The following is a 26,827-nucleotide window of genomic DNA, read 5'->3' as shown; positions in this document are numbered from 1 at the left end:
AAGGAGCGCGTATGGGTCACCAGGAGTTCATGTCCCAGGAGGAGGTCGATGCCCTCCTCAAGGGCGTCACGGGCGAAGCCGATTCAGTCGACGAAAAGCGCGACACATCGGGCGTCCGCCCCTACAACATCGCGACGCAGGAGCGGATCGTCCGCGGCCGGATGCCCGGCCTCGAGATCATCAACGACCGCTTTGCGCGCCTGCTGCGGATCGGCATCTTCAACTTCATGCGGCGTACGGCGGAAATCTCCGTCAGCCAGGTGAAGGTGCAGAAGTACAGCGAGTTCACCCGCAACCTGCCGATCCCGACGAACCTGAACCTGGTGCACGTGAAGCCGCTGCGCGGCACGTCGCTGTTCGTGTTCGACCCGAACCTCGTGTTCTTCGTCGTCGACAACCTGTTCGGCGGCGACGGGCGCTTTCACACGCGCGTCGAGGGCCGCGACTTCACGGCCACCGAGCAGCGGATCATCGGCAAGCTGCTGAACCTCGTATTCGAGCACTACACGACCGCGTGGAAGAGCGTGCGGCCGCTGCAGTTCGAGTTCGTGCGCTCGGAAATGCACACGCAGTTCGCGAACGTCGCGACGCCGAACGAGATCGTCATCGTCACGCAGTTCTCGATCGAATTCGGGCCGACCGGCGGCACGCTGCACATCTGCATGCCGTACTCGATGGTCGAGCCGATCCGCGACGTGCTCGCGTCGCCGATCCAGGGCGAGGCGCTCGAAGTCGACCGCCGCTGGGTGCGCGTGCTGTCGCAGCAGGTGCAGGCCGCCGAGGTCGAGCTCACCGCGAACCTGGCCGAGATCTCGTCGAACTTCGAGAAGATCCTGAACCTGCGCGCGGGCGACGTGCTGCCGCTGGAAATCGAGGACACGATCACCGCGAAGGTCGACGGCGTGCCGGTGATGGAATGCGGCTACGGAATTTTCAATGGTCAATATGCGTTGCGCGTGCAGAAGATGATCGGCGCGGGCGATTCGATGAAGGAAGGTGGATATGAGTGAGCTGAACCAGACGCCCGAGGACGACGCACAAGCGATGGCCGACGCGGCCCTCGCGGCATCGGCCGCCGCCGCGCAGGCGGCACCGGCCGCGGCGGAAGAGGATCCGGGCATGGACGACTGGGCGGCCGCGCTCGCCGAGCAGAACGAGCAGCCGGTGCAGGCCGGTGCGACCGGCGCCGGCGTGTTCCAGCCGTTGTCGAAGGCCGCGGCGAACTCGACGCACAACGACATCGAGATGATCCTCGACATCCCGGTCAAGATGACCGTGGAGCTCGGCCGCACGAAGATCGCGATCCGCAACCTGCTGCAGCTCGCGCAGGGGTCGGTCGTCGAGCTGGACGGCATGGCCGGCGAGCCGATGGACGTGCTCGTGAACGGCTGCCTGATCGCGCAGGGCGAGGTCGTGGTCGTCAACGACAAGTTCGGCATCCGCCTGACCGACATCATCACGCCGGCCGAACGCATCCGGAAGCTGAATCGATGAACGTTGTGAAGCCGGGCCGTCGCGTGCGCGTCGCAAGCGTGGCAGCGGCTGCCACGGCCATTGCGGCGTCGCTCGCCTGCGCGCCGGCCGTCGCCGCCGACATGAACGCGGTGAACCACGCCGGGGCGATTGCCTCGAGCGTGATGGTCGGTTCGGCCGCCCCGTCGCTCGGCTTCGGTGCGGTGCTGCAGACGCTGGTCGGGCTCGCGGTCGTGATCGGTCTCGTATTCGCGTGCGCGTGGCTCGCGCGCCGCTTCGGCTTCCAGCATGCACGCCGCGGCGGCCCGCTGAAGGTCGTGTCGAGCGTCGCGGTCGGCGCGAAGGAAAGCGCGACGATCGTCGAGATCGGCGACACCTGGCTCGTGCTCGGCGTCGCGCCGGGCAACGTGCGATTGCTGCACACGCTGCCGGCCGGTTCGGCGGCGGCTACCGCAACGACGGCTTCCGCCGACGCGCCCGCCGGCGCCACCGCGTCCGACGGCGGCCTGCCCGGCACGTTCGGCTCGCGGTTTCGCGACGCGCTCGCGGGCGAAGCCGCGAAGCGCCTCGGTCGCGGCAAGGACCGCTGACATGGCGCCGCGCCCTCTTTCCGACCCCGCATTCCGATGAAACACGCTTTCCTGCATCGCGCGGCGCGCTTCGCGCCCGTGCTGATCCTCTGCCTTGCCCCCGCGCTCGCGTATGCGCAGGCGAACGGCCTGCCCGCGTTCAATACAAGTCCGGGCCCGCACGGCGGCACCACGTATTCGCTGAGCGTGCAGACGATGCTGCTGCTCACGATGCTGTCGTTCCTGCCGGCGATGCTGCTGATGATGACGAGCTTCACGCGCATCATCATCGTGCTGTCGCTGCTGCGCCAGGCGCTCGGCACCGCGACGACGCCGCCGAACCAGGTGCTCGTCGGCCTCGCGATGTTCCTCACCTTCTTCGTGATGTCGCCGGTGCTCGACCGTGCGTACAACGACGGCTACAAGCCGTTCTCCGACGGCTCGATGCCGATGGAGCAGGCGGTGCAGCGCGGCGTCGCGCCGTTCAAGACCTTCATGCTGAAGCAGACCCGCGAGACCGATCTCGCGCTGTTCGCGAAGATCTCGAAGGCCGCGCCGATGCAGGGGCCCGAGGACGTGCCGCTGTCGCTGCTGGTGCCGGCATTCGTCACGAGCGAGCTGAAGACCGGCTTCCAGATCGGCTTCACGGTGTTCATCCCGTTCCTGATCATCGACATGGTCGTCGCGAGCGTGCTGATGTCGATGGGGATGATGATGGTGTCGCCGTCCACCGTATCGCTGCCGTTCAAGCTGATGCTGTTCGTGCTGGTCGACGGCTGGCAGCTGCTGATCGGCTCGCTCGCGCAGAGCTTTACGTAAGCCGCGGAGGAACACGCACGATGACGCCCGAACAAGTCATGACGCTCGCGCACCACGCGATGATGGTCGGCCTGCTGCTCGCGGCCCCGCTGCTGCTGGTCGCGCTCGCGGTCGGCCTCGTCGTGAGCCTGTTCCAGGCCGCGACGCAGATCAACGAGGCGACGCTGTCGTTCATCCCGAAGCTGCTCGCGGTCGCCGCGACGCTCGTGATCGCTGGCCCGTGGATGATGACGACGATGCTCGACTACCTGCGGCAGACGCTGCTGCACGTCGCGACGCTCGGCGTCGGCTGAGCCGCGCGCACCACCCGGCGGCGATGTTCTCGGTTACCTACGCGCAGCTCAACGGCTGGCTCACGGCGTTCCTGTGGCCGTTCGTGCGGATGCTCGCGCTCGTCGCGACCGCGCCCGTCGTCGGCCACGCGTCGGTGCCCGTGCGCGTGAAGATCGGCATCGCCGCGTTCATGGCGCTGGTCGTGGCGCCGACGCTCGGCGCGATGCCGGACGTCACCGTGTTCTCCGCGCAGGGCATCTGGATCCTCGTCACGCAGTTCCTGATCGGCGCCGCGATGGGCTTCACGATGCAGATCGTGTTCGCGGCCGTCGAGGCGGCCGGCGACTTCATCGGGCTGTCGATGGGGCTCGGCTTCGCCACCTTCTTCGATCCGCACACGAGCGGCGCGACGCCCGCGATGGGCCGCTTCCTGAACGCGGTCGCGATGCTCGCGTTCCTCGCGGTGGACGGCCACCTGCAGGTGTTCGCCGCGCTCGCCGCGTCGTTCCAGTCGCTGCCGGTGTCGGCCGACCTGCTGCACGCGCCCGGCTGGCGCACGCTCGCATCGTTCGGCACGACGGTGTTCGAGATGGGGCTGCTGCTCGCGCTGCCGGTGGTCGCGGCGCTGCTGATCGCAAACCTCGCGCTCGGCATCCTGAATCGCGCGGCACCGCAGATCGGCGTGTTCCAGGTCGGCTTTCCGGTGACGATGCTCGTCGGGCTGTTGCTCGTGCAACTGATGATCCCGAACCTCGTGCCGTTCGTGGCGCACCTGTTCGACATGGGGCTCGACGCGATGGGCCGCGTGCTGGGCGGCTGGCGCTGAGCGCCCCCTTCCCCGTTCTCCCGCCTGTTCCGGCCCCGCGTTGCTGGAAAACCCCTAAAGGAATCGCCCGCCCGCGAAAGGTAGCGGAAGGTTTCGTCTCCCTATACTCGTCGTGACGATGCAGCAAGCATCGCGCCATACGAATACAACGAACGGAGACGACCCGATGCGACCCATCCTGCGCACCCTCGCCGTTGCAGCCAGCCTGAGCTGCGCGCTTGCCGCTCAACCCGCTTTCGCCGACGACGGCGGCAAGATCACGATCATGGTCGGCGGGATCGCGAAGCTCATCTACCTGCCCGCACGCCTCACGCAGGAGCTCGGCTACTTCAAGGCCGAAGGGCTCGACGTCGAGCTGCTGTCGCAGCCGGCCGGCGTCGACGCCGAGAACGAACTGCTGGCAGGCGCCGTGCAGGGCGTGGTCGGCTTCTACGACCACACGGTCGACCTGCAGAGCAAGGGCAAGGACGTGAAGGCGATCGCCGTGCTCTGCCAGGTGCCGGGCGAAGTCGAGATGGTGTCGACCAAGGCCGCGCCGACCTTCAAGTCGATGGCCGACGCGAAGGGCAAGACGCTCGGCGTGACGGGCCTCGGCTCGTCGACCAGCTTCCTCACGCAATACCTCGCGCTGCAGCACGGCGTGCAGTCGACCCAGTACACGATGCTGCCGGTCGGCGCCGACGCGAGCTTCATCGCCGCGATCAAGCAGGGCCGCATCGATGCCGGGATGACGACGGAGCCGACGGTGTCCGCGCTCGAGAAGATGGGTGACGCGAAGGTGCTGGTCGACCTGCGCACGCTGGAAGGCACGCGCGCCGCGCTCGGCGGCACCTACCCGGCCGCGAGCCTGTACGTGCAGTCGGCCTGGGCCGATTCGCACAAGGATCAGGCGACCAAGCTCGCGCACGCGTTCGCGAAGACGATGCAGTTCATCCACACGCACAGCGCCGACGAGATCGCCGCGAAGATGCCGGCCGACTACCAGAAGGACAAGGCGCTGTACGTGAGCGCGCTGAAGGCGTCGCTGCCGATGTACACGGCCGACGGCAAGATGCCGGCCGACGGCCCGGCGACCGTGCTGAAGGTGCTGTCGGCATTCAACCCGTCGGTGAAAGGCAAGCACATCGACCTGGCACGCACCTTCACGAACGATTTCGTGAACGCGAAGTAAGCGAACCCGGTAGCGGCGCCGGCGGCGGCGATCCCGCCGCCGTGCGTTCCCCGTTCCGGCCCGGTTGACCGGCCCGGCGTCGCCACGATGCGACGCCCTCCTCACCCGCAGGATCAATGCGATGAACCAGGCAGTCTCCCCGAGCACACCGGCGATCGAGTTTCGCAACGTGTCGTGCCGCTTCATTTCGCCGGAAGGCAAGGCCACCGTCGCGCTGCGCGACTTCAGCATGAGCGTCGCGCGCGGCGAGTTCATCGCGATCGTCGGCCCGACCGGCTGCGGCAAGTCGACCACGCTGAACCTGATCACCGGGCTGCTCAAGCCCGCGACGGGCGAAGTGCGCGTGATGGGCCGACCGGTCGACGGGATCGACCCGCGCATCGGCTTCGTGTTCCAGGCCGACGCCGTGTTCCCGTGGCGCAACGTGATCGACAACGTCGCGGCCGGCCCGCTGTTTCGCGGCCGCTCGAAGGACGTCGCGTACACGCAGGCCGAGGAATGGATCCGCAAGGTCGGCCTCGACAAGTTCACGAAGCACTACCCGCACCAGCTGTCCGGCGGGATGAGGAAGCGCGTCGCGCTCGCGCAGACCTTCATCAACCAGCCGGAAATCCTGCTGATGGACGAGCCGTTCTCGGCACTCGACATGCAGACCCGCACGCTGATGCAGGACGAGCTGCTGCAGCTGTGGTCCGCGAACAAGGGCTCGGTCGTGTTCGTCACGCACGATCTCGAGGAAGCGATCGCGCTCGCCGACCGCGTGTTCGTGCTGACCGCGCGGCCCGCCACGCTCAAGCGCGTGTACGAGATCGACCTGCCGCGCCCGCGCGTCACGTCGGAGATCCGCTACGACACGCGCTTCATCGAAATTTCCAAGGACATCTGGCACGACCTGCGCGAAGAAGTGCAGATCGGCTGACGCATACGCTCAAGGCAAGGACCGCAAGGACAGGAGCATGACCGACATGACGCTTCCCCCCACCGCCATTCCGGCAACGTCGCTCGAGGACGAGTCGCGCGCCGCTCAAACCCGCCTGCGCCGCCGCCGGCAACTGATCATCGGCCTGCGGATCGCCGTACTCGTGATCGTGCTGGGCGGGTGGGAACTCGCCGCCCGGCTGAAGTGGATCGACCCGTTCTTCTTCTCGCAGCCGACGCTGATCTTCGCGCAGATCGAGGACTGGTTCGTGAACGGCACGTCGCAGGGCCCGCTGCTCACGCAGGTGTGGGTCACGCTCGAGGAAACCGGCATCGGCTTCGTGATCGGCTCGGTGGCCGGCGTGATCTGCGGGATCGTGCTCGGCCGCAACAAGCTGATGGCCGACGTGTTCGGCCTGTACATCCAGATCGCGAACTCGATTCCGCGCGTCGTGCTCGGCTCGATCTTCGTGATCGCGCTGGGCCTCGGGATGGCGTCGAAGATCGCGCTGGCCGTCGTGATGGTGTTCTTCGTCGTGTTCGGCAACGCGTTCCAGGGCGTGCGCGAAGCCGACCGCTACCTGATCGCGAACGCGCAGATCCTCGGTGCGTCGCGCCGGCAGATCACCACGTCGGTCGTGATCCCGTCCGCGCTGAGCTGGATTCTCGCCAGCCTGCACGTGAGCTTCGGTTTCGCGCTGGTCGGCGCGGTCGTCGGCGAATTCCTGGGTTCCAAGCAGGGCATCGGCCTGCTAATCTCCACCGCCCAGGGCGCGTTCAACGCGAGCGGCGTGTTCGCGGCGATGATCGTGCTGGCGGTGGTCGCGCTGGCTGCCGACTACCTGCTGACCTGGCTCGAGAAGCGGCTGCTGAAGTGGCGCCCCGCGGCGTTCTGAACGCCGCAGACGCACGCCTGACATGACACACCCGACCGCGCCGGCGCTCCCGGCGCGGTTCGGCATTTCGGAGAAGGAGCGCAACAGGATGGCGCACAGCCTGCGCGGACGGCTGCTGTGGTGGCTGCTGCTGCCGCTCGCGGTGTTCGTGCTGATCGCCGGCGCGATGTCGTACGACACCGCGCGGACCACGGCCGCGCTCGTGCAGGACAGCGCGCTCGTCGCGTCCGCGCGCACGATCGGCGAGGACGTCGAATGGCGCAACGGGCGGCCGGCGGCCGACGTGCCGCCGGCCGCGCTGGAGATCTTCGAATCGCCGTCGCGCGATTCGGTGTTCTACAAGGTGGTCGACGGCCACGACCGCCTGCTCGCGGGCACGCCGGCGCTCGACGTGCCCGCGCGGCACGGCATCGAGCCGACGCTGTACGACACGTCGCTCGACGGCGTGCCGCTGCGTGCGGTGGCCTACGATCGCCAGCTGTACGACGAGGGGCAGATCGAGACGGTGACGGTGGTCGTCGCGAAGACGACGCGTTCGTACGGCGCGATGGTCGCGACGATCTGGCGGCCGCAGCTCGTGCGCCTGTCGCTGATGCTGATGCTCGCGATGGGGCTCGTGTACCTCGGCCTCACTTTCGAGATGCGCCCGCTGATGAAGCTGAAGGACGACGTGGCCGACCGCGGGCCGATGGAGCTGGAGCCGATCCGCCCCGAGCGGCTGCAGAACGAGCTGCGGCCGATCGTCGACGCGATCAACCAGTGCATCGCGCGGCTCAACACGCACACGGCCACGCAGCGCCGCTTCATCGCGGATGCCGCGCACCAGTTGCGCACGCCGATCGCGGTGCTCGACACGCAGATCCAGTATGCGCAGCGGCGCGGGCACGACGACCCGGAGCTTGCAGCGGTGCTCGACAGCATGCAGCGCAGCAGCCGCAAGATGGCCGACGTGACCGACAAGCTGCTGCTGCTCGCGCATGCGGAAGCGACGCCGTCGACGCTGCTGACCCATCGCGTCGATCTCGCGGCCGTGGTGTCGAGCGTGCTCGAGGAAACGATCGTGCTCGCGCAGCGGCGCAATATCGATCTCGGGGCCGACCTCGGCGAGCGGCTCGACGTCGCGGGCAGCGACAGCCTGCTGACCGCGCTGGTGATGAACCTCGTCGACAACGCGGTGCGCTACACGCAGCCGGGCGGCTGCGTGACGGTCTGCGCCCGCCGTGACGGCGACGCGATCGTGCTCGACGTGGTCGACAACGGCCCCGGCATCCCGGCCGAAGCGCGGCCGCACGTATTCAAGCGGTTCTACCGCGTGTCGGCCGATACCGAAGGCTCGGGTCTCGGGCTCGCGATCGTCCGCGAGATCGCGCAGGCGCACGGCGGCAGCGCGTCGCTCGCGCCGGGCGCCGGCAATCGCGGTATCGTCGTAACCGTACGGCTGCCCGCCTACGAATGAAGAGAAGGCCGTCATGAAACTCCTGCTGGTCGAAGACAACGCCGAGCTCGCGCACTGGATCGTGAACCTGCTGCGCGGCGAGGATTTCGCGGTCGACTCCGTCGGCGACGGCGAGCGCGCCGATACGGTGCTGAAGACCGAACGCTACGACGCGGTGCTGCTCGACATGCGCCTGCCCGGCATCAGCGGCAAGGAGGTGCTCGCGCGGCTGCGGCGCCGCAACGACAACGTGCCGGTGCTGATGCTGACCGCGCACGGCTCGGTCGACGACAAGGTCGACTGCTTCGGCGCGGGTGCCGACGATTACGTCGTGAAGCCATTCGAATCGCGCGAGCTGGTCGCGCGGATCCGCGCGCTGATCCGCCGGCAGGCCGGCGTCGGCACGACGCAGCTCGTATGCGGCGATCTCGTCTACGCATTCGGCACGCGCGAATTCCGCTGCGGCGAAACGGTGCTCGCGCTGCGCCGCCGCGAGCACGCGATCCTCGAAACGCTGATGCTGCAGCAGAACAAGACGGTGTCGAAGGCCCGCCTGATGGACAGCGTGTTCGCGCTCGACGACGAGCCGAGCGCCGATGCGATCGACATCTACATCCACCGGCTGCGCAAGCATCTCGCGGGCGGCACGGCCGAGATCATCACGCTGCGCGGGCTGGGTTACATCCTGCGCATGAAGAGCGCGCAGGACTGACGGGCCGCTTTGCGGGCCCTGAATACCGATTCGTAGCACGAAACGTCATCGACGCATGCCGGCGCCCCCGGCTTGCCTGCTTCCGCCCGCCTGCCCGATCCGCGATCGTTGCGCGTTCGGTGTTTTCACCGATCCGATTCTTTACTCCGGGAAAGCGTCGTGAAGGATTGCCCCCTCTACGATGCTATGCGTCGGCCCTCTCGCTGTGGCCGGCAAGAGTCGGCATACATTGCGTACTGCCAACGACCAGATTCCAATGCGGCAGCTCGGAGGAGACGATCTTGAAACGAAAAACCCTTGCCCTTTCCATCGCGGCGGCTGGCCTGTGCGCCGGCACCCACGCGCATGCGCAATCGAGCGTGCAGCTCTACGGCCTGATGGACCTGAGCTTTCCGACCTACCGGACCCACGCCGACGCGAACGGCAATCACGTGATCGGCATGGGCAACGAAGGCGAGCCGTGGTTCAGCGGCAGCCGCTGGGGCCTGCGCGGCGCCGAGGACATCGGCGGCGGCACGAAGGTCATCTTCCGCCTCGAAAGCGAATTCGTGGTCGCGAACGGCCAGATGGAAGACGAAGGCCAGATCTTCGACCGTGATGCTTGGGTCGGCGTCGAGGACGAGCGCTTCGGCAAGCTGACGGCCGGCTTCCAGAACACCATCGCGCGCGACTCGGCGGCGATCTACGGCGATCCGTACGGCTCCGCGAAGCTCACGACCGAGGAAGGCGGCTGGACCAACTCGAACAACTTCAAGCAGATGATCTTCTACGCGGCCGGCCCGACCGGCACGCGCTACAACAACGGCGTCGCGTGGAAGAAGCTGTTCAGTAACGGCATCTTCGCGAGCGCCGGCTACCAGTTCAGCAACTCGACCTCGTTCGCGACCGGCTCCGCGTATCAGGCCGCGCTCGGCTACAACGGCGGGCCGTTCAACGTGTCGGGCTTCTACAACCACGTGAACCACAACGGCTTCCGGAACCAGACGTTCTCGGTCGGCGGCAACTACACGTTCAGCATCGTGCGCCTGAATGCCGGCTACTTCCGCTACAACGGCGACCAGGGCCCGCTCGGCCAGCGTCACGACGATTCGTGGACGGTGTCGGTGAAGGTGGCGCCGCCCGGTGCGCTCGACTACGAGCTCGGCTACCAGCAGATGCGCATCAAGAACGCCGCGAACAACGCGGACGGCTTCACGCCGAATGCGAACCTCGGCGCGTTCAGCCTGACCAACGGCGTCGCCAACGGCTTCAAGGAAACGATCTACGGGTCGGTGTTCTATCACCTGAGCAAGCGCACCGAGGTGTACCTGGCCGGCGACTACATGAAGCTGCATGGCGGCTACACGGTGTCGTCGACGTTCGGCGCGAAGAACCAGCTCGAACTGACGTCGGGCATCCGCACGCGCTTCTGACCTGAAACGGGGCCCGACGGGCTCCGCCGCATCCTCCACCCGGGATTCTCCGTGCGGGCACGCCGGCGCTTGGCGCCGACCGTGCCCTTTTTTTCGTCTTTTTCCGAACGCGCCCGGGACGCCCGCCAGCCCCCCGCCGGCCGGCCATGCGACAACCCGCCTGAAGCCGCTTGCGGCCCGTCCGGCGGGCGATCGCGGCCGATACCCGCACGTTCGGCCCACATCGGTGCTTGACCTGCGCCGACCGACTCGATAGCGTTTCGGGTTTGCCCGGGCGGCCATTGCCGCCGGTGCCGCGAGCGCGCCCGACGTCCTGGCGCGCGCGGCCGGGCTCCGATGGAAAAGACGATGCAGAAACTCGATGCGGCCAGCCCGCAGGCGATGTCGACGGATTTCACCGCCGACAACGTCGCGCGCCTGAAGGCGCTGTTCCCCGAACTCGTGACCGAAGGCCCCGGCGGCGCGTCGGTCGACGTCGATGTGCTGAAGGCGCTGGTCGGCGACCGCACGGTCGGCGACGCCGACGAGCGCTACGGCTTTCACTGGCACGGCAAGCGCAGCGCGCGCCAGGCGGCGCTCACGCCGTCGACGGGCACGCTGCGACCCTGCCCCGACGACAGCGTCGCGTGGGACGACACGCGCCATCTGGTGATCGAGGGCGACAACCTCGACGTGATGAAGCTGCTGCACAAGAGCTACGCCGGCAAGGTGAAGCTCGTCTACATCGACCCGCCGTACAACACCGGCAGCGATTTCGTCTATCCGGACGATTTCAGCGACAGCATCCGCCACTACCTGGCGATGACCGGGCAGACCCAGGGCGGCGTGAAGCGCAGCACCAACACCGAGGCGAACGGCCGGTTCCACACCGACTGGCTGAACATGATGTATCCGCGCCTGAAGCTCGCGCACGCGCTGCTGTCCGACGAAGGGCTGATCGCCGTGCACATCGACGAGCATGAAGTGCATGCGCTCGTGCTGATGCTGCGCGAGATCTTCGGCGAGGAGAACGAGCTCGGCGTGGCCGTGTGGGACAAGCGCAACCCGAAGGGCGACGCGCGCGGCGTCGCGTACCAGCACGAATCGCTGGTGCTGTTCGCACGCAACGCCGAGACGCTGCTCGAACAGGCGCCGCTCAAGCGCCCGAAGCGCAATGCGCAGCGCATGCTCGACGCCGCGCACGACGCCGTGTACCGCAGCGGCAACGCGAAGGACGCGCAGAAGGCGTACCGCGCGTGGATGAAGGCGCAGACCAACCTGTCCGGCGGCGAGGTGATGTACGACCGGCTGTCGGCGGAAGGCCGCGTGTACCGCCTCGTGTCGATGGCCTGGCCGAACAAGAAGAAGGCGCCGGACGAATATTTCACGCCGCTGATCCATCCGGTCACCGGCAAGCCGTGCGCGATGCCGGCGCGCGGCTGGCGCAACCCGCCCGCGACGATGCAGGCGCTGCTCGAGCGCGGCCAGATCGAATTCGGCCCGGATGAAACCACGCAGCCGCAGCGGATCTACTACCTCGACGAGAACATGTACGAGAACGTGCCGTCGGTGCTGCCGTTCGCGGGCTCCGACGACGCGCTGCTGAAGACGCTCGGCATCCCGTTCGACCTGCCGAAGCCGGTCGACTTCGCGGCCGCCGTGATCGGCTGGTGCACGCGCGGCGACGACATCGTGCTCGACTGCTTCGCCGGCTCCGGCTCGACCGGCCACGCGGTGATGCAGGTGAACGCGACCGACGGCGGCGCGCGCCGCTACATCCTCGTGCAGCTGCCCGAGGCGCTCGACCGGCGCGACAAGACGCAGACGGCGGCCGCCGATTTCTGCGCGAAGCTGAAGAAGCCGCTGACGCTCGCCGAAATCACGAAGGAACGCCTGCGCCGCGCCGCGCAGCAGGTCGCGCGCGACTATCCGGAAAGCTATGGCGACCTCGGCTTTCGCGTGTACCGGCTCGACACGACCAACGTGATCGAGTGGGACCCGCGCCGCGACGACTTCGACCACGCCCTCTTCGCATCCGTCGAGCACGTGAAGACCGGCCGCACCGAGGACGACCTGCTCGCCGAGCTGACGCTGAAGCTCGGCCTCGACCTGTGCACGCCGGTCGAGCATCACCAGGTGGCCGGCAAGACCGTGCACCTGATCGGCCGCTCGATCGTCGCGTGCTTCGACGCGCGCATTTCGCGCGACGACGCGGGGCCGCTCGCCGACGGCATCGTCGACCTGCTCGATGCGACCGGCACCACGCACGACGTCACGTGCCTGTTCCGCGACAGCGGCTTCGTCGACGACGTCGCGAAGCTCAATCTCGCCGCGCTGCTCGAACAGCACGGCGTGAAGCGCGTGCGGAGCCTGTGATGCGGCTGCATTTCGAAGCGGATCTCGACTACCAGCGCGAGGCGATCGACGCCGTCTGCGACCTGTTCCGCGGCCAGGAATCGTATCGCGGCGACTTCAGCGTGCTCGCGAACGCCGCCCCCGGCACGACCGCCGCCGCGCAAGGCTCGCTCGGCTTCGCCGTGTCGGAACAGGGTGTCGGCAACCGGCTGTCGCTGACCGACGACGCGCTCGCGCGCAATCTCGCCGACGTGCAGCTGCGCGGCGGGCTGCCGCCGTCCGGCCTGCCCGGCTCGCGCGACTTCACCGTCGAGATGGAAACCGGCACCGGCAAGACCTACGTGTACCTGCGCACGATCTTCGAGCTGAACCGCCGCTACGGCTTCACGAAGTTCGTGATCGTCGTGCCGTCGATCGCGATCAAGGAAGGCGTGCACAAGACGCTCGCGATCACCGAGGATCACTTCCGCGCGCTGTATGCGGGCGTGCCGTACGACTACTTCCTGTACGACTCCGCGAAGCTCGGCCAGGTGCGCCACTTCGCGGCGAGCGCGGCGATCCAGATCATGGTGATGACGGTGGCCGCGATCAACAAGAAGGAAATCAACAACCTCTACAAGGACAGCGAGAAGACCGGCGGCGAGAAGCCGATCGACCTGATCCGCGCGACGCGGCCGATCGTGATCGTCGACGAGCCGCAAAGCGTCGACGGCGGGCTCGAAGGCCGTGGCCGCGAAGCGCTCGCCGCGATGGCGCCGCTCTGCACGCTGCGCTATTCGGCCACGCACGTCGACCGTCACCACATGGTGTACCGGCTCGACGCGGTCGACGCGTACGAGCGCAAGCTCGTCAAGCAGATCGAGATCGCGTCGGCGATCGTCGAGGATGCGCACAACAAGCCGTACGTGCGGCTCGTCGGCGTGTCGAACCGGCGCGGCGCGATCAGCGCGCGCATCGAGCTCGACGTCGCGACCACGGCCGGCGTGAAGCGCCAGATCGTGTCGGCCACCGACGGCGACGATCTCGAACGCCTGACGAAACGCGCGCTGTATGCGGGGCTGCGGATCGGCGAAGTCCATGCGGTGAAGGGCGCCGAATACGTCGAGCTGCGCCATCCGGAAGGCGAGGCGTTCCTGTCGCTCGGCGAGGCGTTCGGCGATATCGATACGCTCGCCGTGCAGCGCGAGATGATCCGCCGCACGATTCGCGAGCATCTCGACAAGGAGCTGCGCCTGGCCGAACGCGGCGTGAAGGTGCTGTCGCTGTTCTTCGTCGATTCAGTCGAGCGTTATCGCCGCTACGACGAGAACGGGATGCCCGTGAAGGGCGACTACGCGCTGATCTTCGAAGAGGAATATGCACGTGCTGCGCGCGTGCCGGCCTATCGCGCGCTGTTCGACGGCGTCGACGTGGCGCTCGAAGTCGGGCGTGCGCACAACGGCTACTTCTCGATCGACCGCAAGGGCGGCTGGACCGACACGAGCGAAAGCAGCGCCGCGGCCCGCGAAAACGCGGAGCGCGCGTACGGCCTGATCATGCGCGAGAAGGAAGCGCTGCTGTCGTTCGACACGCCGCTGAAGTTCATCTTCTCGCACTCGGCGCTGAAGGAAGGCTGGGACAACCCCAACGTGTTCCAGATCTGCACGCTGCGCGACATCCAGACCGAACGCGAACGCCGCCAGACGCTCGGCCGCGGGCTGCGCCTCGCCGTCGACCAGGACGGCGAACGCGTGCGCGATCCGGGCGTGAACACGCTCACCGTGATCGCGACCGAGCGCTACGAATCGTTCGCGGAGAACCTGCAGAAGGAAATCGAGGCCGATACGGGCATCCGTTTCGGGATCGTCGAGGAACACCAGTTCGCAGCGCTGCCCGTGCAGGAAAGCGACGGACCCGCGCATGCGCTCGGCACCGAGCTGTCGCGCGTGCTGTGGAACCACCTGCACGAGCAAGGCTACGTCGACGCGCAGGGCAAGGTGCTCGACCGGCTGAAGGATGCGCTGCGCCAGAGCGCGCTGGTGCTGCCGGAGGCGTTCGAGATGCTGCGCGCGCCGATCGTCGCGACGCTGCGCAAGCTGTCGGGCCGCTTTGCCGTGCGCAACGCGGACGAGCGCCGCGCGATCGCGCTGCGGCGCGATGCGTCGGGCAAGGCTGTCGTGTTCGGCGAGGATTTCCGCGCACTGTGGGACCGCATCCGCCATCGCACGGTGTACCGCGTCGAGTTCGACAACGCGAAGCTCGTGCGCGACTGCGCGGCCGCGCTGCACGCCGCACCGGACATCGCGCGCGCACGGCTGCAGTGGCGCAAGGCCGAGATCGACATCGGCAAGGCCGGCATCGAGGCGATCGAGGTGGCCGGCGCCGGCACGGTGCTGCTCGACGAAGGCGAGCTGCCGCTGCCCGACCTGCTCACCGAACTGCAGGACCGCACGCAGCTCACGCGCCGTTCGCTCGCGACGATCCTGGCCGACAGCGGCCGGCTCGAGGATTTCCGCGTGAATCCGCAGCAATTCATTGCGGTCGCGGCCGATGCGATCAACCGCTGCAAGCGCCACGCGCTCGTCGCGGGCATCGCGTACCGCAAGCTCGGCGAGCGCCATGTGCATGCGCTGGAATCGTTCGAGAGCGAGGCGCTGACCGGCTACCTGCGCAACCTGCGGCCCGATGCGCAGAAGTCGATCCACGAGGCGGTCGTGTGCGAGACGGACGCGGAGCGCGCGTTCGCCGATGCGCTCGAGGCGCACGACGGCGTGAAGCTGTACGCGAAGCTGCCCGCGTGGTTCCGCGTGCAGACGCCGCTGGGCAGTTATCACCCGGACTGGGCGGTGCTCGCGGAACAGGACGGCGGCGAGCGGCTGTACTTCGTCGTCGATACGCCGAATGCGGACGGCAACGTGCCGAGCGAGCACGAGCGTGCGAAGCTCGCGTGCGGCGAGGCGCATTTCCGGGCGCTGGTGGACGGCGACGGTGCGGCGCGCTTCGTGCGCGTCAGGCAGGCCGATGCGTTGTTCGAACCTGCGGCGCCGCTGGCGGGCGCCGGGCGGTAAAGCGAAGGGCGGCGTTGAGCCGCCCTTTTTTCATGAGGCACGCACCGGGCGCACTGGGCGGGGCAACCCGCCACAGCGCCGCCCCGGTGACGACGGTGCTTACTGCGCCGGCTGCAGGCCCTGCGCGGCGGCCTTGTGCTGCGCGGCCTGCTCCTGCGCCTGCTTCTTCGCCATGTGGTGGCCGACGATACAGCCGCCCACCGCGCCGACGACCGCGTGGTGCCCCGCATAGTGGCCGGCCACACCGCCGACCACCGCGCCCTTCATGCAGCCCGCCGCGTGCGCGCTGCCGATCGTGGCAAGCGCAACGATGGCCGCGGTGGCGCACAGCCTGATGTGTCGAATGGGCATCATGTCTTGATTCTCCTCTTGTTGTGGTCAGTCGAACCGCTTAATCCCAACGGCCGCCGCGCCAGCCGCCATGATCGCGCCATTCGTGCTCGCGCCATTCACGGCGGCGCCACTCGTGTTCGCGCCATTCGCGCTCACGCCAGCCGTCGCCGCGCCAACCGTCATCGCGATAGCCGACCGGCGCGTACATGACGGGCGGAGGCGGCGCTACGTAGACAGGCGCCGGCGCCACATAGGCAGGTACACCGATGCCGACCGACAGGTCGACGTGGGCCGAGGCGACGCCCGAAGCTGCCAGCGCCGCTACACCGAGAACTGCACCGAGAATGAGTTTCTTGTTCATCTCGCAACTCCCTGCACGTGTCGTGCGTCATGTGAATACGGTTCGGAGTCTAGGCACCGGACACAGACACAGGTGAAACGGGTATGCGAGACAGGTAACGGACGTTTACGGGTTCCCGCAAAGCCTTGCCGGACAAGGAAGAGGCCGCCTTCCAAACACCGTTGCGGCGGTGCATCGGACCGGTAAAAAAGGGATTTTCGGCACGAAACCGCGCGATCGGCACGCGCCGACGTGCATCGGAATGCGTTGAAAGCGAACCGCCCGCACCCTACGCGAGCGGTTCGCAAGCGGCGCGCATCACGCGCGAATGTCGTCGACGCTGCGCAGCCAGTGCACGCTGAACAGGTTGTCCGCGTCGGTCCACACGGTATCGGGCACGAACCCTGCACGGCGCGCGATCGCACGGAAGCCGTCGATCGTGAACTTGTGCGAGTTCTCCGTGTGGATGCGCTCGCCGGCGTCGAAGCGGAACGCATGGCCGCGCACGTGCACGGTCTGCGCGATGTCGCTGACGAGATGCATCTCGATGCGCTGCCGTGCGCGGTCGTAGAACGCGCAATGCGAGAACGCGTCGACGTTGAAATCCGCGCCGAGCTCGGTGTTCGCGCGCGCGAGCAGGTTCAGGTTGAACTGCGCGGTCACGCCCTGCGCATCGTTGTACGCGTCGTGCAGCCTGCGCTCGTCCTTCACGAGATCGGCGCCGACCAGCAAGCCGCCGCCGCGCAGCAGCCGCGCCGCATCGCGCAGGAACGCATCGGCCTCTTCCGGCGAGAAATTGCCGATCGTCGAGCCGGGAAAGAAGCCGATGCGCCGCGCCGGTGTCGCGGTCAGCGCGGCCAGTTGCTCGGCCTTCGTGTAGTCGGCCGCGATCGGCGCGACGTCGAGCCACGGATAGGCCGCACGCAGCCGAGCGGCCGCGTCGTGCAGGTAGTCGGCCGAGATGTCGACCGGCACGTAGCGTGCCGGCGCGTTCGCATAGTTGCCCGCGAACGCGTCGAGCAGCACGCGGATCTTCTCGAGCGAACCCGCGCCGAATTCGACGAGTTCCGCATGCGGGCCGACGCGCCGCACGATCTCGGCCGCGCGATCGCGCAGGATGCCGAGCTCGGTGCGGGTCGGGTAATACTCCGGCAGTTCGCAGATGCGATCGAACAGCGCGGAGCCGGCTGCATCGTAGAAGTATTTCGGCGGAATGCTGCGCGGCGTGCGCGACAGCCCGTCGATCAGGTCGCGCTCGAACGCGCTGGGCCGCGAATCGCGGGCGGGTTGCTGGCCACTGCTCGTGGCCGTCTGGTCAGACGTCTCGCGCAAGTCGCACTCCCGTGAATTGCCAGCGCGCGGCCGGCGGAAAGAAATTGCGGTACGTCGGCCGTTCGTGCCCGGGCGGCGTCGCGATGCTGCTGCCGCGCAGGACTTGCTGGCCGACCATGAACTTGCCGTTGTATTCGGCAGCTACCCCGGAGAGCGGCCGAAAGCCCGGGTACGGCTCGTAGGACGAGCGCGTCCATTGCCACACGTGCCCGAGCATCTGCCGGATGCCTTCGGCGGGAAACGCGGCTTCCCATTCGAATTCGGTCGGCAGGCGCGCGCCGGCCCATTCCGCGTACGCGGCCGCTTCGTAGAAGCTCACGTGACACACCGGCGCGTCGGGTGCGAGCGGCTCGACGCCGTGCAGGCCGAACGTGCGCCGTACGCGCGTGGCGGCCGCATCGTCATCGTCGGGCATCCAGTACGCGGGCCCTTGCCACCCTTCCCGCTGCACCGTGGCCCAGCCGTCCGACAGCCAGAACTCGGGGCGCGCATAGCCGCCGTCGGCGACGAACGCCGCGAATTCCGCATTCGTCACGAGGCGGTCCGCGATCTCGTATGGCCGCACGAGCGCCGTATGGCGCGGCCGTTCGTTGTCGAACGAGAACGCATCGCCGTCGTGGCCGATCTCGACGAGCCCGCCCGGCTGGTGCAGCCAGTGCTGGGCGCCGGCATCGCCCGCGGCCATCGCGCCCGCGTCCGTTCCGTTGCGCGGCCGGAACGCCGGCTTCAGCGGGTTGCACGAGAACGCGTGCAGCATGTCGGTGACGATCAACTCCTGGTGTTGCTGCTCGTGATGCAGGCCGAGCTCGACCTCGGGCGCGATCGTCTCGAGCAGCGCCGCGTCGGCGCCGGCCAGCACGCGCAGCATCGCGTCGTCGACGTGCTGCCGGTACGCATGCACCTCGTCGAGCGACGGGCGCGTGAGCAGCCCGCGTTGCGGCCGCGGATGGCGCGGGCCGAGCGCTTCGTAATAGGAATTGAAGAGGAACTGGAAGGCCGCGTCGAACGGCGCGTAGCCGGGCACGCGGCGCATCAGCACGACGGTTTCGAAGAACCAGGTCGTATGCGCGAGGTGCCATTTCGTCGGGCTGGCGTCGGGCATCGACTGCACGGCCTGATCCTCGGCGGATAGCGTCGCGGTCAACGCGACGCTATGGGCGCGCACGTCCTGGTAACGGCGCTGAAGCTGCGATGCAAGAAGGCTCATCGGTTTACCGTCCACGTCGCGATTCGCTGCGTTGCGTGTTGTCGGAAAAGGGAAAGCCTTGCGCGTGATGCGCGCGGCTGACGTGCGACCTGCTGCTGCGTCGTCGGGCAGCCGGCGCGCGCGCCGGGCCGCGGATGCGACATCACTTCATCTGCCCGTGCAGAACAGTATGGTCCAGAAATGTGAATGTTGCTGACCGAGATGCGGACGAAACAGCAGATAAATGTAAATGAAAGTAATCGATCACCTGCCAATTGCTGACATCAGCGCGTATCGATGGGTATTCGGAGGGGCATGCGTCGGCCGTTGTGATCGACGCACGCCGCGGACGTCCGCGCGGCCGCGATCATCACCATGACGTGAATGCGAAATCGTCTGACCAGCACGGGCGTGCAAAGCATGCTCGCTGCGCTTATTGCGTTCGACGCGCACCCTGCCCGCCTTTGCCTTGCGGCCTTCTGCGCCGATTCGCTCGCCGGCTTCGAAAAAAAAATTTCGCGTCGATGTCACACACGCGGGGGGCTCGCTCGTCATATCGGCGGAACCCACACGAAAGGAGAAGGACCATGACTGCGAAGCTCAATCCGTTTGCCGCCGCGCCCGCCCTGATGAAGCACTGGATGACCGTCTCGATCGCCGCCGCGCAGAGCCTCGAGCCGACGCTCATCGAACTGGTCAAGATCCGCGCATCGCAGATCAACGCGTGTGCGAACTGCATTAACATGCACGCGGCCGAGGCGCGCGAGCAAGGCGAGACCGAGCAGCGCATCTACCTGCTGTCCGCGTGGCGCGAAGCGCCCTGCTACACCGACCGCGAACGCGCGGCGCTCGGCTGGACCGAAGCACTCACGCGGCTGTCGGAGGGCCACGCGGCGCACGAAGCGGCCTACGCGGCGCTGAACGACCACTTCAGCCAGGAGGAACAGGTGAAACTCACGCTGATGATCAACGTGATCAACGGCTGGAACCGGCTCGCGGTCGGCTTCGGGCTGTGGATCGAGCCGGCCGATGCAAAGGCCGCCGCCGCGAAGATGGTGGCCTGATGCCGAATCTCGACCCGGCCAAGGACAGCGCCGAAGCACGGGCCGATGCGGCGGCGAGCTTCGACCCGCTGCGCCGCACGCTGATCCGCGTCGCGTACCGGATGCTCGGTTCCGTCGCGGATGCCGAGGACATGGTGCAGGAGGCGTTCATCCGCTGGATGGACGTCGACCGCACCGAGGTGCGCGTTCCTGAAGCGTTCCTGCGCCGCATGGTGATGCGCATGTGCCTCGACCAGTTGAAGTCCGCACGGCACCAGCGCGAGACCTATATCGGCCCGTGGCTGCCCGAGCCGGTCGTCGAGGAAGACGAGCAGGAGGACGTCACACTGCCGCTGCTGCTCGCGCTCGAACGGCTCTCGCCGCTCGAACGCGCGGCCTTCCTGCTGCACGACGTGTTCGGCCTCGAGTTCGACGAGGTGGCCACGACGATCCAGCGCGACCCGGCCGCGTGCCGGCAGCTCGCCGCGCGGGCCCGCACGCATGTGCGCGAGGCGCGGCCGCGTTTTCACGTCGAGAAGCAGCGCGGGATCGAATTGGCGGAAGCGTTTTTTGCGGCGTCACGCAGCGGCGACATGCGCGCGCTCGGCGCGATGCTCGCCGAGGACGTGAGCCTGCATTCGGACGGTGGCGGCAAACGCACGGCTGCCGGCAAGCCGGTGTTCGGCTTCGAGCGCGTGATGAAGGTGCACGAATTCCTGGCCGGGCTGTTCGCCACGCATGCGTCGAAGTTCGTGCGTGCGGGGTTCATCAACGGGTTGCCGGGTTTCGTCACGCTGGAATCTGACGGCGAGTTGCAGACCACCGCGCTCGAGATCGAGGACGGGAAAATCGTCGCGATCTATGTCGTGCGGAATCCTGACAAGTTGAGGCATCTGCACTGAGCGCAGCGAGATCACGCGTCGTGTGCCGTGCGCATGCGTGGCCGCGATGCGCCCTGTTCTCCGTCCTGCCGCCCTGCTTTACCGGCCGCCGGCTCCTGCGATCAATATGTCCCGGCCACGATATAGATCAGGAAGCCGAGCAACGGCGTCGCGATCGCGAAACCGGCTGCCGCGAGCCCGTTCGTGCCGCCCTGCGCTTCCAGCAGCGCGAGCAACGATTCGCGGGACGTCGCGCTCGGGCGCAGTTTTTCGATCTGGCGTACGACGTGCGTCCTGTAGAGGCTGTTCCCGCACCAGCCGAGCGCGACCGCGATCCCGATGGTGATCGGGTCGAGCGCGCTCGATTCGAAGTATTTCGGGAAGAACAGCAGCTCGACCAGCGTGATCGCGAGCGTCGCGCCAAGAACGGCCGCCGCCTGCCAGTACATGCAGCGATACGCCATCCACACCGGGCCCAGGAAACAGGCTGCCCAGTTCCACGACTGCCGGTTCTTTCTCGATGCGGCGATCTCCAACTTCTTCTCGAACCAGGCGGCTTTCTTGCCGACGTAAGCGGCGATCTCGTCGTTGCTCGCGGAGGATGTGGCGGTCGTGACGTCGGACATGGTCGTGTGCTCTCAGTCGCGCGGATCGCGCGTCGTTGTTTTGATGTGCTGGAAATCGGGCGACGGTCGGAACGGTCGCTTCGATGCGCACACGATTCTACGCGCGGCGCGGTGGCCGTTGCATGGCAGATCGAGGTGCCGGCGAGGAAGGATGCGATGCCGCGGATCGCACAACGCATCGGGGCGACATGCGTTGTTTCGGCCGGAAAAAGAAAAACGCCACGCGATGTTGCCGCGTGGCGTTTGTATGTTGGCGAGCCGCATTGCCTGTAGGCAAGTTGTGCTGCCAGACCCCTTCATTTGTTCGTTGGTAGGCTCGATTGGATTCGAACCAACGACCCCCACCATGTCAAGGTGGTGCTCTAACCAACTGAGCTACGAGCCTAAGAAGCCGCGAATTATAGAGAGGGTTTTTGAGGAGCACAAGCCCCTTCGTGAAAATTTTTTGAATCGGCGTGCGTGAGGGCCGACGATCGATGTTGCCTCGTGATGCCGGGAGCGTTGGCTTCACCGGTTCGCATCACAGCAAAACGCGTCGATGCGCTGTGATGTTATCCACATTGCCCTCTGGATAACCATCCGGCAAGCCTCTGGATTCACAGTGGAACGATTGAGGATATGTCGCCGCGGCTGTGAATCGACGAAAAGTTGTTCTGTGCTTCCCGGCGCTGTTCACGTGGCTCACCCAGGGTTATGCATTCTGCTTCCCGTCGAGAATTCATGAGGTTAGGGACGTTATCCACTGTGAGGCACAGGGTTTGTTAACTATCACTACGTATGTATACGAACTCTGTTAACACCTTTGGATAAGCACAGTCCGTCGACTGTGATCCGGGCAGGATATGCACTGCGTGCAGTGATCGGATAAACGAAACGGCAAGCTGTGAGGGCATCGGACGATGCGCGAGCCGCTGTGTCTGTAGAATCGCCGGCATTCAGGATGCGAAGGCCTGGCGCACAGGTTCACGACAGGTGAGTAATTCTTCGTTGGCCCGGCTATCGATGTTTTCCGCGACGAGATGAACCCAGGCAAAAAGCAGGGCGATACCAACGATGATGCTCGCAAGGGGAGCCAGTGATGGGACCGATTGTTTGCCATCGACACGGGTTCAACGTTGTCAGAATGACCTCGGAACGTGTCCGTGCACGCGTCCGGGTGCGCGGCCAGTTTGCGCCCGGGGAACTGGTCAAGGTCTCGCTCGACCGGCCGAAGTACAGCCGTGAAATGTGGGTGCTGCGTGCCGAGTTCGACGAACTCGAGGTCGAAGCGCCGTTCGTCGGGAACGTTGCTCATGTCACCGCGTTCCCGAAAATTGCAGCGCTCGAGCGTTTGCGGGCCTATGGCTGCTCGACGTGTGTTGACGAGTTGCTCGTGCGGTCTGGTGAAACACCACGTGAGCCCAGGTCGCTGCAGCAGGTATTCGACACGTCCGTCGTCGCGGCCGATGCGACATGGCCGGAGGGTTTCGTGCAATGCGAGCGTCACGGGTTGATCTCGCCGGTACCGACATCGCCTGATATCGAAGCAGCGATCCTGTCGACCGGCGGGATTCGCGATTGTCGTGTCGTGCAGGTGATCGATGGCACAACGAGGCATGAGCAGAAGTACTGGTTCAGCGAAGCGTTTCTGCATCAGGTGCTTGGGCCGGGAACCGGGGTCGAGGATTCGGCGCTCAGAATCGCTGACGAGGAAGCGTTCCGGGTGTTGTGGAATGCCGGCGAACCCGTGTGCCGGTACTGCCTGCGCGAAACGTTGAAACGCAGCGGCCTGGGTGACGACGACACACCAGCCTGAACTGAACGAAGCGACGACGGCTGGGGTGATCCACATGACGGATCGCACAGCGCGTGTTCGTGCCATGTCCCTGTTTCTGTTTCTGATCCGACGATTAACATTGACGCATTGATTAAGCGGTAAAATCTCGCCCGACTAAGTCACAGACACCATCCGAGGGTGCTGAAATAAAAAAAGGGCTGCATCATGGATATGCCGGACATTGGCGCCGCGATTCGCGGTGGCTTGCTTCAGCAGGATCGTTTGCTCAAGTTGGACACCCCCCTGGGCGCCAACGCACTTGCCGTACAGCGCGCGGTCGGCCGATCGCGGATAGGCAGGGACTACTCATTCACACTCGATGTCGTATCGAACAATGACAGTCTTGAACTCAAGAAGCTGATCGCTCAGCCTGCGACGCTCTGGATTCAGCTCGAGAACAATGCGTACCGGCCTGTCAGCGGCTATCTCTATACCGCGCGTCGGCTGGGCGCGAACGGCGGCCTGACGACCTATCAGCTTGAGCTGCGTGCCTGGATGCATGTGCTCCGGTTCCGCCGCGACGAGAAGATCTGGATCGACAAGAACGTCGAGGAAATCATTTCCGACGTGCTTGGAATGCACCCGGAAGCACGCGGGCGTTTCCGCTTTGCGTTGTCGCAGCCTTTGGCGAACCGTTCGTACACGCGGCAGAGCGAAACGGACTGGGACCTCGTGCACCGATTGATGGAGAGCGAAGGGCTCTACAGCGCATGGCAGCAGGCCGACGACGGCAAGTCGCATACGCTCGTGATCACCGACAACCTGCAGGCGTTCGCCCCGCTGTCGCCGGAAACCGTGCGCTTTTATCGCGGCGACGCGGCCAGCGAACCCGACGCGTTCACGCAATGGTCGGGTACGCGCACGCTGCAGAGCGTGACGCTCACGACGCGCACGTTCGACTACAAGAATCCTTCGCAGCCGTCGAACCCGAAAGGCACGTCGCTGCCGACGATGGGCGGCCAGGGCGAGTTGCCGGATCAACTCGAAGTCTACGAGTACACGGGCGCTTACACGTATCTCGATCAGACGCGCGGCGACCATCTGACGAAGGTCAAGATGGAGGAGTGGGAGTCGCGGGCGAAGCGCTTCCATGGTTCTGGCGGGGTTCGCGCGATCGATGCCGGCCGGCGCTTCACGCTGGCCGATCATCCGGTGCATGATCGCGACGTGGCCGACCAGCGGGAGTTCGCCGCGATCGAGGTGGCGTGGTGGATCGAGAACAACTTGCCCGTACCCGCTAGCGATTCGGATTTCCCGCATAGCTTGAAACGTTCGATTGACCGGACGCGAGTGCGATACGAAAACACGCCAGGGCTTCAGGTTTCGCATAACGACGGATCGGTCGGCTTCTATCTCGTCGAAGTCGAAGCGCAGCGTGTGAGCGTGCCGTATCGCAGCCCGTTCGAGCATCACAAGCCCGAGATGCACCTCGAGACAGCGATCGTCGTCGGGCCGCAGGGCGAGGAGGTTTATACCGACGAGTTGAACCGGATCCGCGTGCAGTTCGTGTGGGACCGGTTGAATCCGGGCAACGAGAACGCGTCGTGCTGGGTACGCGTCGTGCAGTCGGATACGGGCGGCGGCTACGGCGGCGTGCACGTGCCGCGCGTCGGCGAGGAAGTGCTGATCGACTACGTCGGCGGCGACTGCGACCGGCCGCTCGCAGTCGGGCGCGTGTACAACGGCGCGAACCAGCCGCAATGGCATACCGACGGGACCCTGTCCGGGTATCGGTCGAAGGAGTATTCGGGCGGCGGCTACAACCAGCTCGTGATGGACGACGCGACCGGGCAGAACCGCGTGCAGCTGATGAGCAGCAGCGCGAACAGCCTGCTGCATCTGGGCTACATCATCGACCAGAACGGCAATTCGCGCGGGCCGTATCTCGGCAGCGGCTTCGACTTGCGCTCGGATGCGTATGGCGCGGTGCGGGCGAGCCAGGGCCTGTACGTGACGACGCATCCGAAGGCGGCGAACAGCCAGCCGCTCGACGTGAAGGAAGCGCAGCAGCAGCTCGTGACGGGCGAGAGCCTCGTCGAGGCGATGTCGGGCGTGAGCGAGCAGCATCAGGCGGAAAGCCTGAAGGACGCGCAGGACACGATGCGCGCGTTCACGGATGCGACGCAAGACAGCGCATCGGGTAGCGCGTCGGGCGGGCGTACGGCCGGCGGCGGCACGGGTAACGCGAACGCGTTCAAGGAGCCGGTGATGCTGTTCGGCAGCCCGTCGGGGATCGGGATGTCGACGCAGCAGTCGGTGCATGTGGTCGCGAACGATCACGTGAACGTGGCGAGCGGGCAGAGCGTGCATGTGGCCGCAGGCAAGTCGCTGATCGGGAGCATCGGGCAGAAGCTGAGCCTGTTCGTACAGAACGCGGGGATGAAGCTGTTCGCGGGCAAGGGCAAGGTGGAGATCCAGGCGCAGTCGGACAACATCGAGGTGACCGCGCAGAAGGCGGTGAAGGTGGTGTCGGCGACGGACCGGATCGAGATCGCGGCCGATCAGGGGATCCTGCTGACGAGCGGCGGGGCATACATCCGGATCAAGGATGGCAATGTCGAGGTCCATGCGCCCGGGACGATCGACGTGAAGGGGGCGTCGCATACGTTCGCGGGGCCGGCGAGCATGGGGTATCCGTTGCCGAGCCCGCGGCCGGATCAGCCGGGACAACTGGAATTGCTGCACCAGTACGCGAATGGCGAGGGTTTCAAGGGCGGCAAATTCAAGGTGCTGGACGCCAGCGGTGGCGTGTTGAGAGAAGGTGCGCTGGATGCAAAGGGGCATACGATCGTGAGCGGCTTGCCGGCCGGCGCAGCGCAGGTCCAGTTCGGCGAAGATCCGCGCAATCAGTACGATCCGTCGAGCGTATTCAAGACGGCGCAATGGCCAGCTAAGCCGATGCAGGAAGGGAATGCGGCTGCGACGGCGATGTCTCAGCTGAGCGGCCTGTTGCCACCTGGGGCGCTGCCGGGTGCGACGAAGGTTGCAGCCGTCGCGGGGCAGGCCGCCCAGGGCGGCATCGGGAAGGCGTTGAGCGGACAAGTGACGGGGCTCGCGCAGGGGGCGCTTGCTAACGCGTTGCCGTCAGACGCGATGGGCGCGGTGTCGGGGGCGACCCAACTGGCCGGCATGGCGGGGCAGGTTGTCCAGGGAGGTGTTGGTCAGGCGTTGAGCGGACAGGCGGTGAGCCTCGCCAAAGGTGCCCTTGCCAGCGCATTACCGTCTGGTGCCGGTGCGGCCCTTTCGCAGGCCAACCAACTCGGCGCCGCAGCCCACCAGGTCGGTGCGCTCGCCCAAGCCGCGCGAAGTGCCGTGCCTGCGCTGAAGGTTCTCTGAGTATCCGCTCGCGCAAGGCGCGATCCATCACTTTCGAATAAAGAACAAC

General features: G+C 66.4%; 23 protein-coding genes and 1 tRNA gene. 18 read left to right on the top strand and 6 right to left on the bottom strand.

Annotated features, from left to right (window positions below):
• Window positions 1-11 precede the first annotated feature (11 nt).
• The 14 genes from fliM (at window position 12) to LXE91_RS05090 (ending at window position 15,885) form a co-directional block, all read left to right on the top strand.
• Entirely contained in the window at window positions 12-1,010 is a 999-nt protein-coding gene (gene fliM, locus LXE91_RS05155; RefSeq protein ID WP_039351949.1) for a flagellar motor switch protein FliM, read from the top strand.
• Window positions 1,003-1,494: a flagellar motor switch protein FliN gene (gene fliN / locus LXE91_RS05150; protein ID WP_039351952.1), complete on the top strand. Its 492-nt coding sequence runs from the start codon at window positions 1,003-1,005 to the stop codon at window positions 1,492-1,494. The genes fliM and fliN overlap by 8 nt, the downstream gene beginning before the upstream one ends.
• Window positions 1,491-2,063: a flagellar biosynthetic protein FliO gene (fliO, locus tag LXE91_RS05145; RefSeq protein WP_039351955.1), complete on the top strand. Its 573-nt coding sequence runs from the start codon at window positions 1,491-1,493 to the stop codon at window positions 2,061-2,063. Before fliN ends, fliO begins: the two co-directional genes overlap by 4 nt.
• Before the next feature lie 36 nt (window positions 2,064-2,099).
• Complete coding sequence (fliP, locus tag LXE91_RS05140) at window positions 2,100-2,861, top strand: flagellar type III secretion system pore protein FliP (RefSeq protein WP_039351958.1); 762 nt, start codon at window positions 2,100-2,102, stop codon at window positions 2,859-2,861.
• 20 nt (window positions 2,862-2,881) lie between these two features.
• Window positions 2,882-3,154: a flagellar biosynthesis protein FliQ gene (gene fliQ, locus LXE91_RS05135; RefSeq protein ID WP_039351961.1), complete on the top strand. Its 273-nt coding sequence runs from the start codon at window positions 2,882-2,884 to the stop codon at window positions 3,152-3,154.
• Window positions 3,155-3,177: 23 nt separating this feature from the next.
• A complete protein-coding gene (fliR, locus tag LXE91_RS05130) occupies window positions 3,178-3,960 on the top strand; it encodes a flagellar biosynthetic protein FliR (protein ID WP_039351963.1) in 783 nt (260 codons plus the stop codon).
• Window positions 3,961-4,126: 166 nt separating this feature from the next.
• Window positions 4,127-5,131, top strand: a complete 1,005-nt coding sequence (locus LXE91_RS05125; protein ID WP_039351966.1) for an ABC transporter substrate-binding protein — start codon at window positions 4,127-4,129, stop codon at window positions 5,129-5,131.
• 121 nt (window positions 5,132-5,252) lie between these two features.
• A complete protein-coding gene (locus LXE91_RS05120; protein ID WP_039351969.1) occupies window positions 5,253-6,050 on the top strand; it encodes an ABC transporter ATP-binding protein in 798 nt (265 codons plus the stop codon).
• 37 nt (window positions 6,051-6,087) lie between these two features.
• Window positions 6,088-6,945 carry an ABC transporter permease gene (locus tag LXE91_RS05115; RefSeq protein WP_113976523.1) on the top strand — a complete coding sequence of 286 codons (858 nt, stop codon included), beginning with the start codon at window positions 6,088-6,090 and terminating at the stop codon, window positions 6,943-6,945.
• Window positions 6,946-7,033: 88 nt separating this feature from the next.
• A complete protein-coding gene (locus LXE91_RS05110; protein ID WP_039352229.1) occupies window positions 7,034-8,401 on the top strand; it encodes a sensor histidine kinase in 1,368 nt (455 codons plus the stop codon).
• Window positions 8,402-8,414: 13 nt separating this feature from the next.
• Window positions 8,415-9,092 carry a response regulator gene (locus LXE91_RS05105; protein ID WP_039351972.1) on the top strand — a complete coding sequence of 226 codons (678 nt, stop codon included), beginning with the start codon at window positions 8,415-8,417 and terminating at the stop codon, window positions 9,090-9,092.
• A 281-nt stretch (window positions 9,093-9,373) separates the two neighbouring features.
• Window positions 9,374-10,504 (top strand): porin, encoded by a 1,131-nt coding sequence (locus LXE91_RS05100; RefSeq protein WP_039351975.1) that lies wholly within the window; start codon window positions 9,374-9,376, stop codon window positions 10,502-10,504.
• Between the two features lie 336 nt (window positions 10,505-10,840).
• Entirely contained in the window at window positions 10,841-12,859 is a 2,019-nt protein-coding gene (locus tag LXE91_RS05095; protein ID WP_039351978.1) for a site-specific DNA-methyltransferase, read from the top strand.
• Window positions 12,859-15,885, top strand: coding sequence for a type III restriction-modification system endonuclease (locus LXE91_RS05090; RefSeq protein ID WP_039351981.1), 3,027 nt, complete (start codon window positions 12,859-12,861; stop codon window positions 15,883-15,885). Before LXE91_RS05095 ends, LXE91_RS05090 begins: the two co-directional genes overlap by 1 nt.
• 99 nt (window positions 15,886-15,984) lie before the next feature.
• Here LXE91_RS05090 and LXE91_RS05085 read toward each other — a convergent pair whose 3' ends face one another.
• The 4 genes from LXE91_RS05085 to egtB all read right to left on the bottom strand — a co-directional run bounded on the left by LXE91_RS05085 (window position 15,985) and on the right by egtB (window position 19,097).
• Window positions 15,985-16,239, bottom strand: coding sequence for a glycine zipper 2TM domain protein (locus LXE91_RS05085; protein ID WP_039351984.1), 255 nt, complete (start codon window positions 16,237-16,239; stop codon window positions 15,985-15,987).
• A gap of 37 nt (window positions 16,240-16,276) precedes the next feature.
• Window positions 16,277-16,579: a hypothetical protein gene (locus LXE91_RS05080; protein ID WP_039351987.1), complete on the bottom strand. Its 303-nt coding sequence runs from the start codon at window positions 16,577-16,579 to the stop codon at window positions 16,277-16,279.
• A gap of 297 nt (window positions 16,580-16,876) precedes the next feature.
• Complete coding sequence (egtD, locus tag LXE91_RS05075; protein WP_039351989.1) at window positions 16,877-17,890, bottom strand: L-histidine N(alpha)-methyltransferase; 1,014 nt, start codon at window positions 17,888-17,890, stop codon at window positions 16,877-16,879.
• Window positions 17,874-19,097: an ergothioneine biosynthesis protein EgtB gene (egtB, locus tag LXE91_RS05070; RefSeq protein WP_039351991.1), complete on the bottom strand. Its 1,224-nt coding sequence runs from the start codon at window positions 19,095-19,097 to the stop codon at window positions 17,874-17,876. Before egtB ends, egtD begins: the two co-directional genes overlap by 17 nt.
• A 566-nt stretch (window positions 19,098-19,663) precedes the next feature.
• On the opposite strand from egtB, the gene LXE91_RS05065 reads away from it, so the two are divergent.
• Window positions 19,664-20,140 carry a carboxymuconolactone decarboxylase family protein gene (locus tag LXE91_RS05065; RefSeq protein ID WP_039351993.1) on the top strand — a complete coding sequence of 159 codons (477 nt, stop codon included), beginning with the start codon at window positions 19,664-19,666 and terminating at the stop codon, window positions 20,138-20,140.
• Window positions 20,140-21,021 carry a sigma-70 family RNA polymerase sigma factor gene (locus LXE91_RS05060; protein ID WP_039351995.1) on the top strand — a complete coding sequence of 294 codons (882 nt, stop codon included), beginning with the start codon at window positions 20,140-20,142 and terminating at the stop codon, window positions 21,019-21,021. Before LXE91_RS05065 ends, LXE91_RS05060 begins: the two co-directional genes overlap by 1 nt.
• A 101-nt stretch (window positions 21,022-21,122) precedes the next feature.
• On the opposite strand, the gene LXE91_RS05055 is transcribed toward LXE91_RS05060, so the two are convergent.
• The gene (locus LXE91_RS05055) at window positions 21,123-21,626 is read right to left on the bottom strand and encodes a DUF2628 domain-containing protein (protein WP_039351996.1); all 504 of its coding nucleotides are present in this window, start codon (window positions 21,624-21,626) and stop codon (window positions 21,123-21,125) included.
• 308 nt (window positions 21,627-21,934) lie between these two features.
• Window positions 21,935-22,011 (bottom strand) — tRNA-Val (locus tag LXE91_RS05050).
• Window positions 22,012-22,749: 738 nt separating this feature from the next.
• On the opposite strand from LXE91_RS05050, the gene LXE91_RS05045 reads away from it, so the two are divergent.
• Together LXE91_RS05045 and LXE91_RS05040 are read left to right on the top strand one after the other, a co-directional pair.
• The gene (locus LXE91_RS05045) at window positions 22,750-23,421 is read left to right on the top strand and encodes a hypothetical protein (protein WP_039351999.1); all 672 of its coding nucleotides are present in this window, start codon (window positions 22,750-22,752) and stop codon (window positions 23,419-23,421) included.
• Window positions 23,422-23,607: 186 nt separating this feature from the next.
• Window positions 23,608-26,778, top strand: coding sequence for a type VI secretion system Vgr family protein (locus tag LXE91_RS05040; RefSeq protein WP_046544125.1), 3,171 nt, complete (start codon window positions 23,608-23,610; stop codon window positions 26,776-26,778).
• Window positions 26,779-26,827: the final 49 nt, after the last annotated feature.

Source organism: Burkholderia contaminans (assembly GCF_029633825.1).
GTDB lineage: Bacteria > Pseudomonadota > Gammaproteobacteria > Burkholderiales > Burkholderiaceae > Burkholderia > Burkholderia contaminans.
Note: the sequence above shows the minus strand (reverse complement) of the source record. Positions and strands in the feature narration are given on the sequence as shown.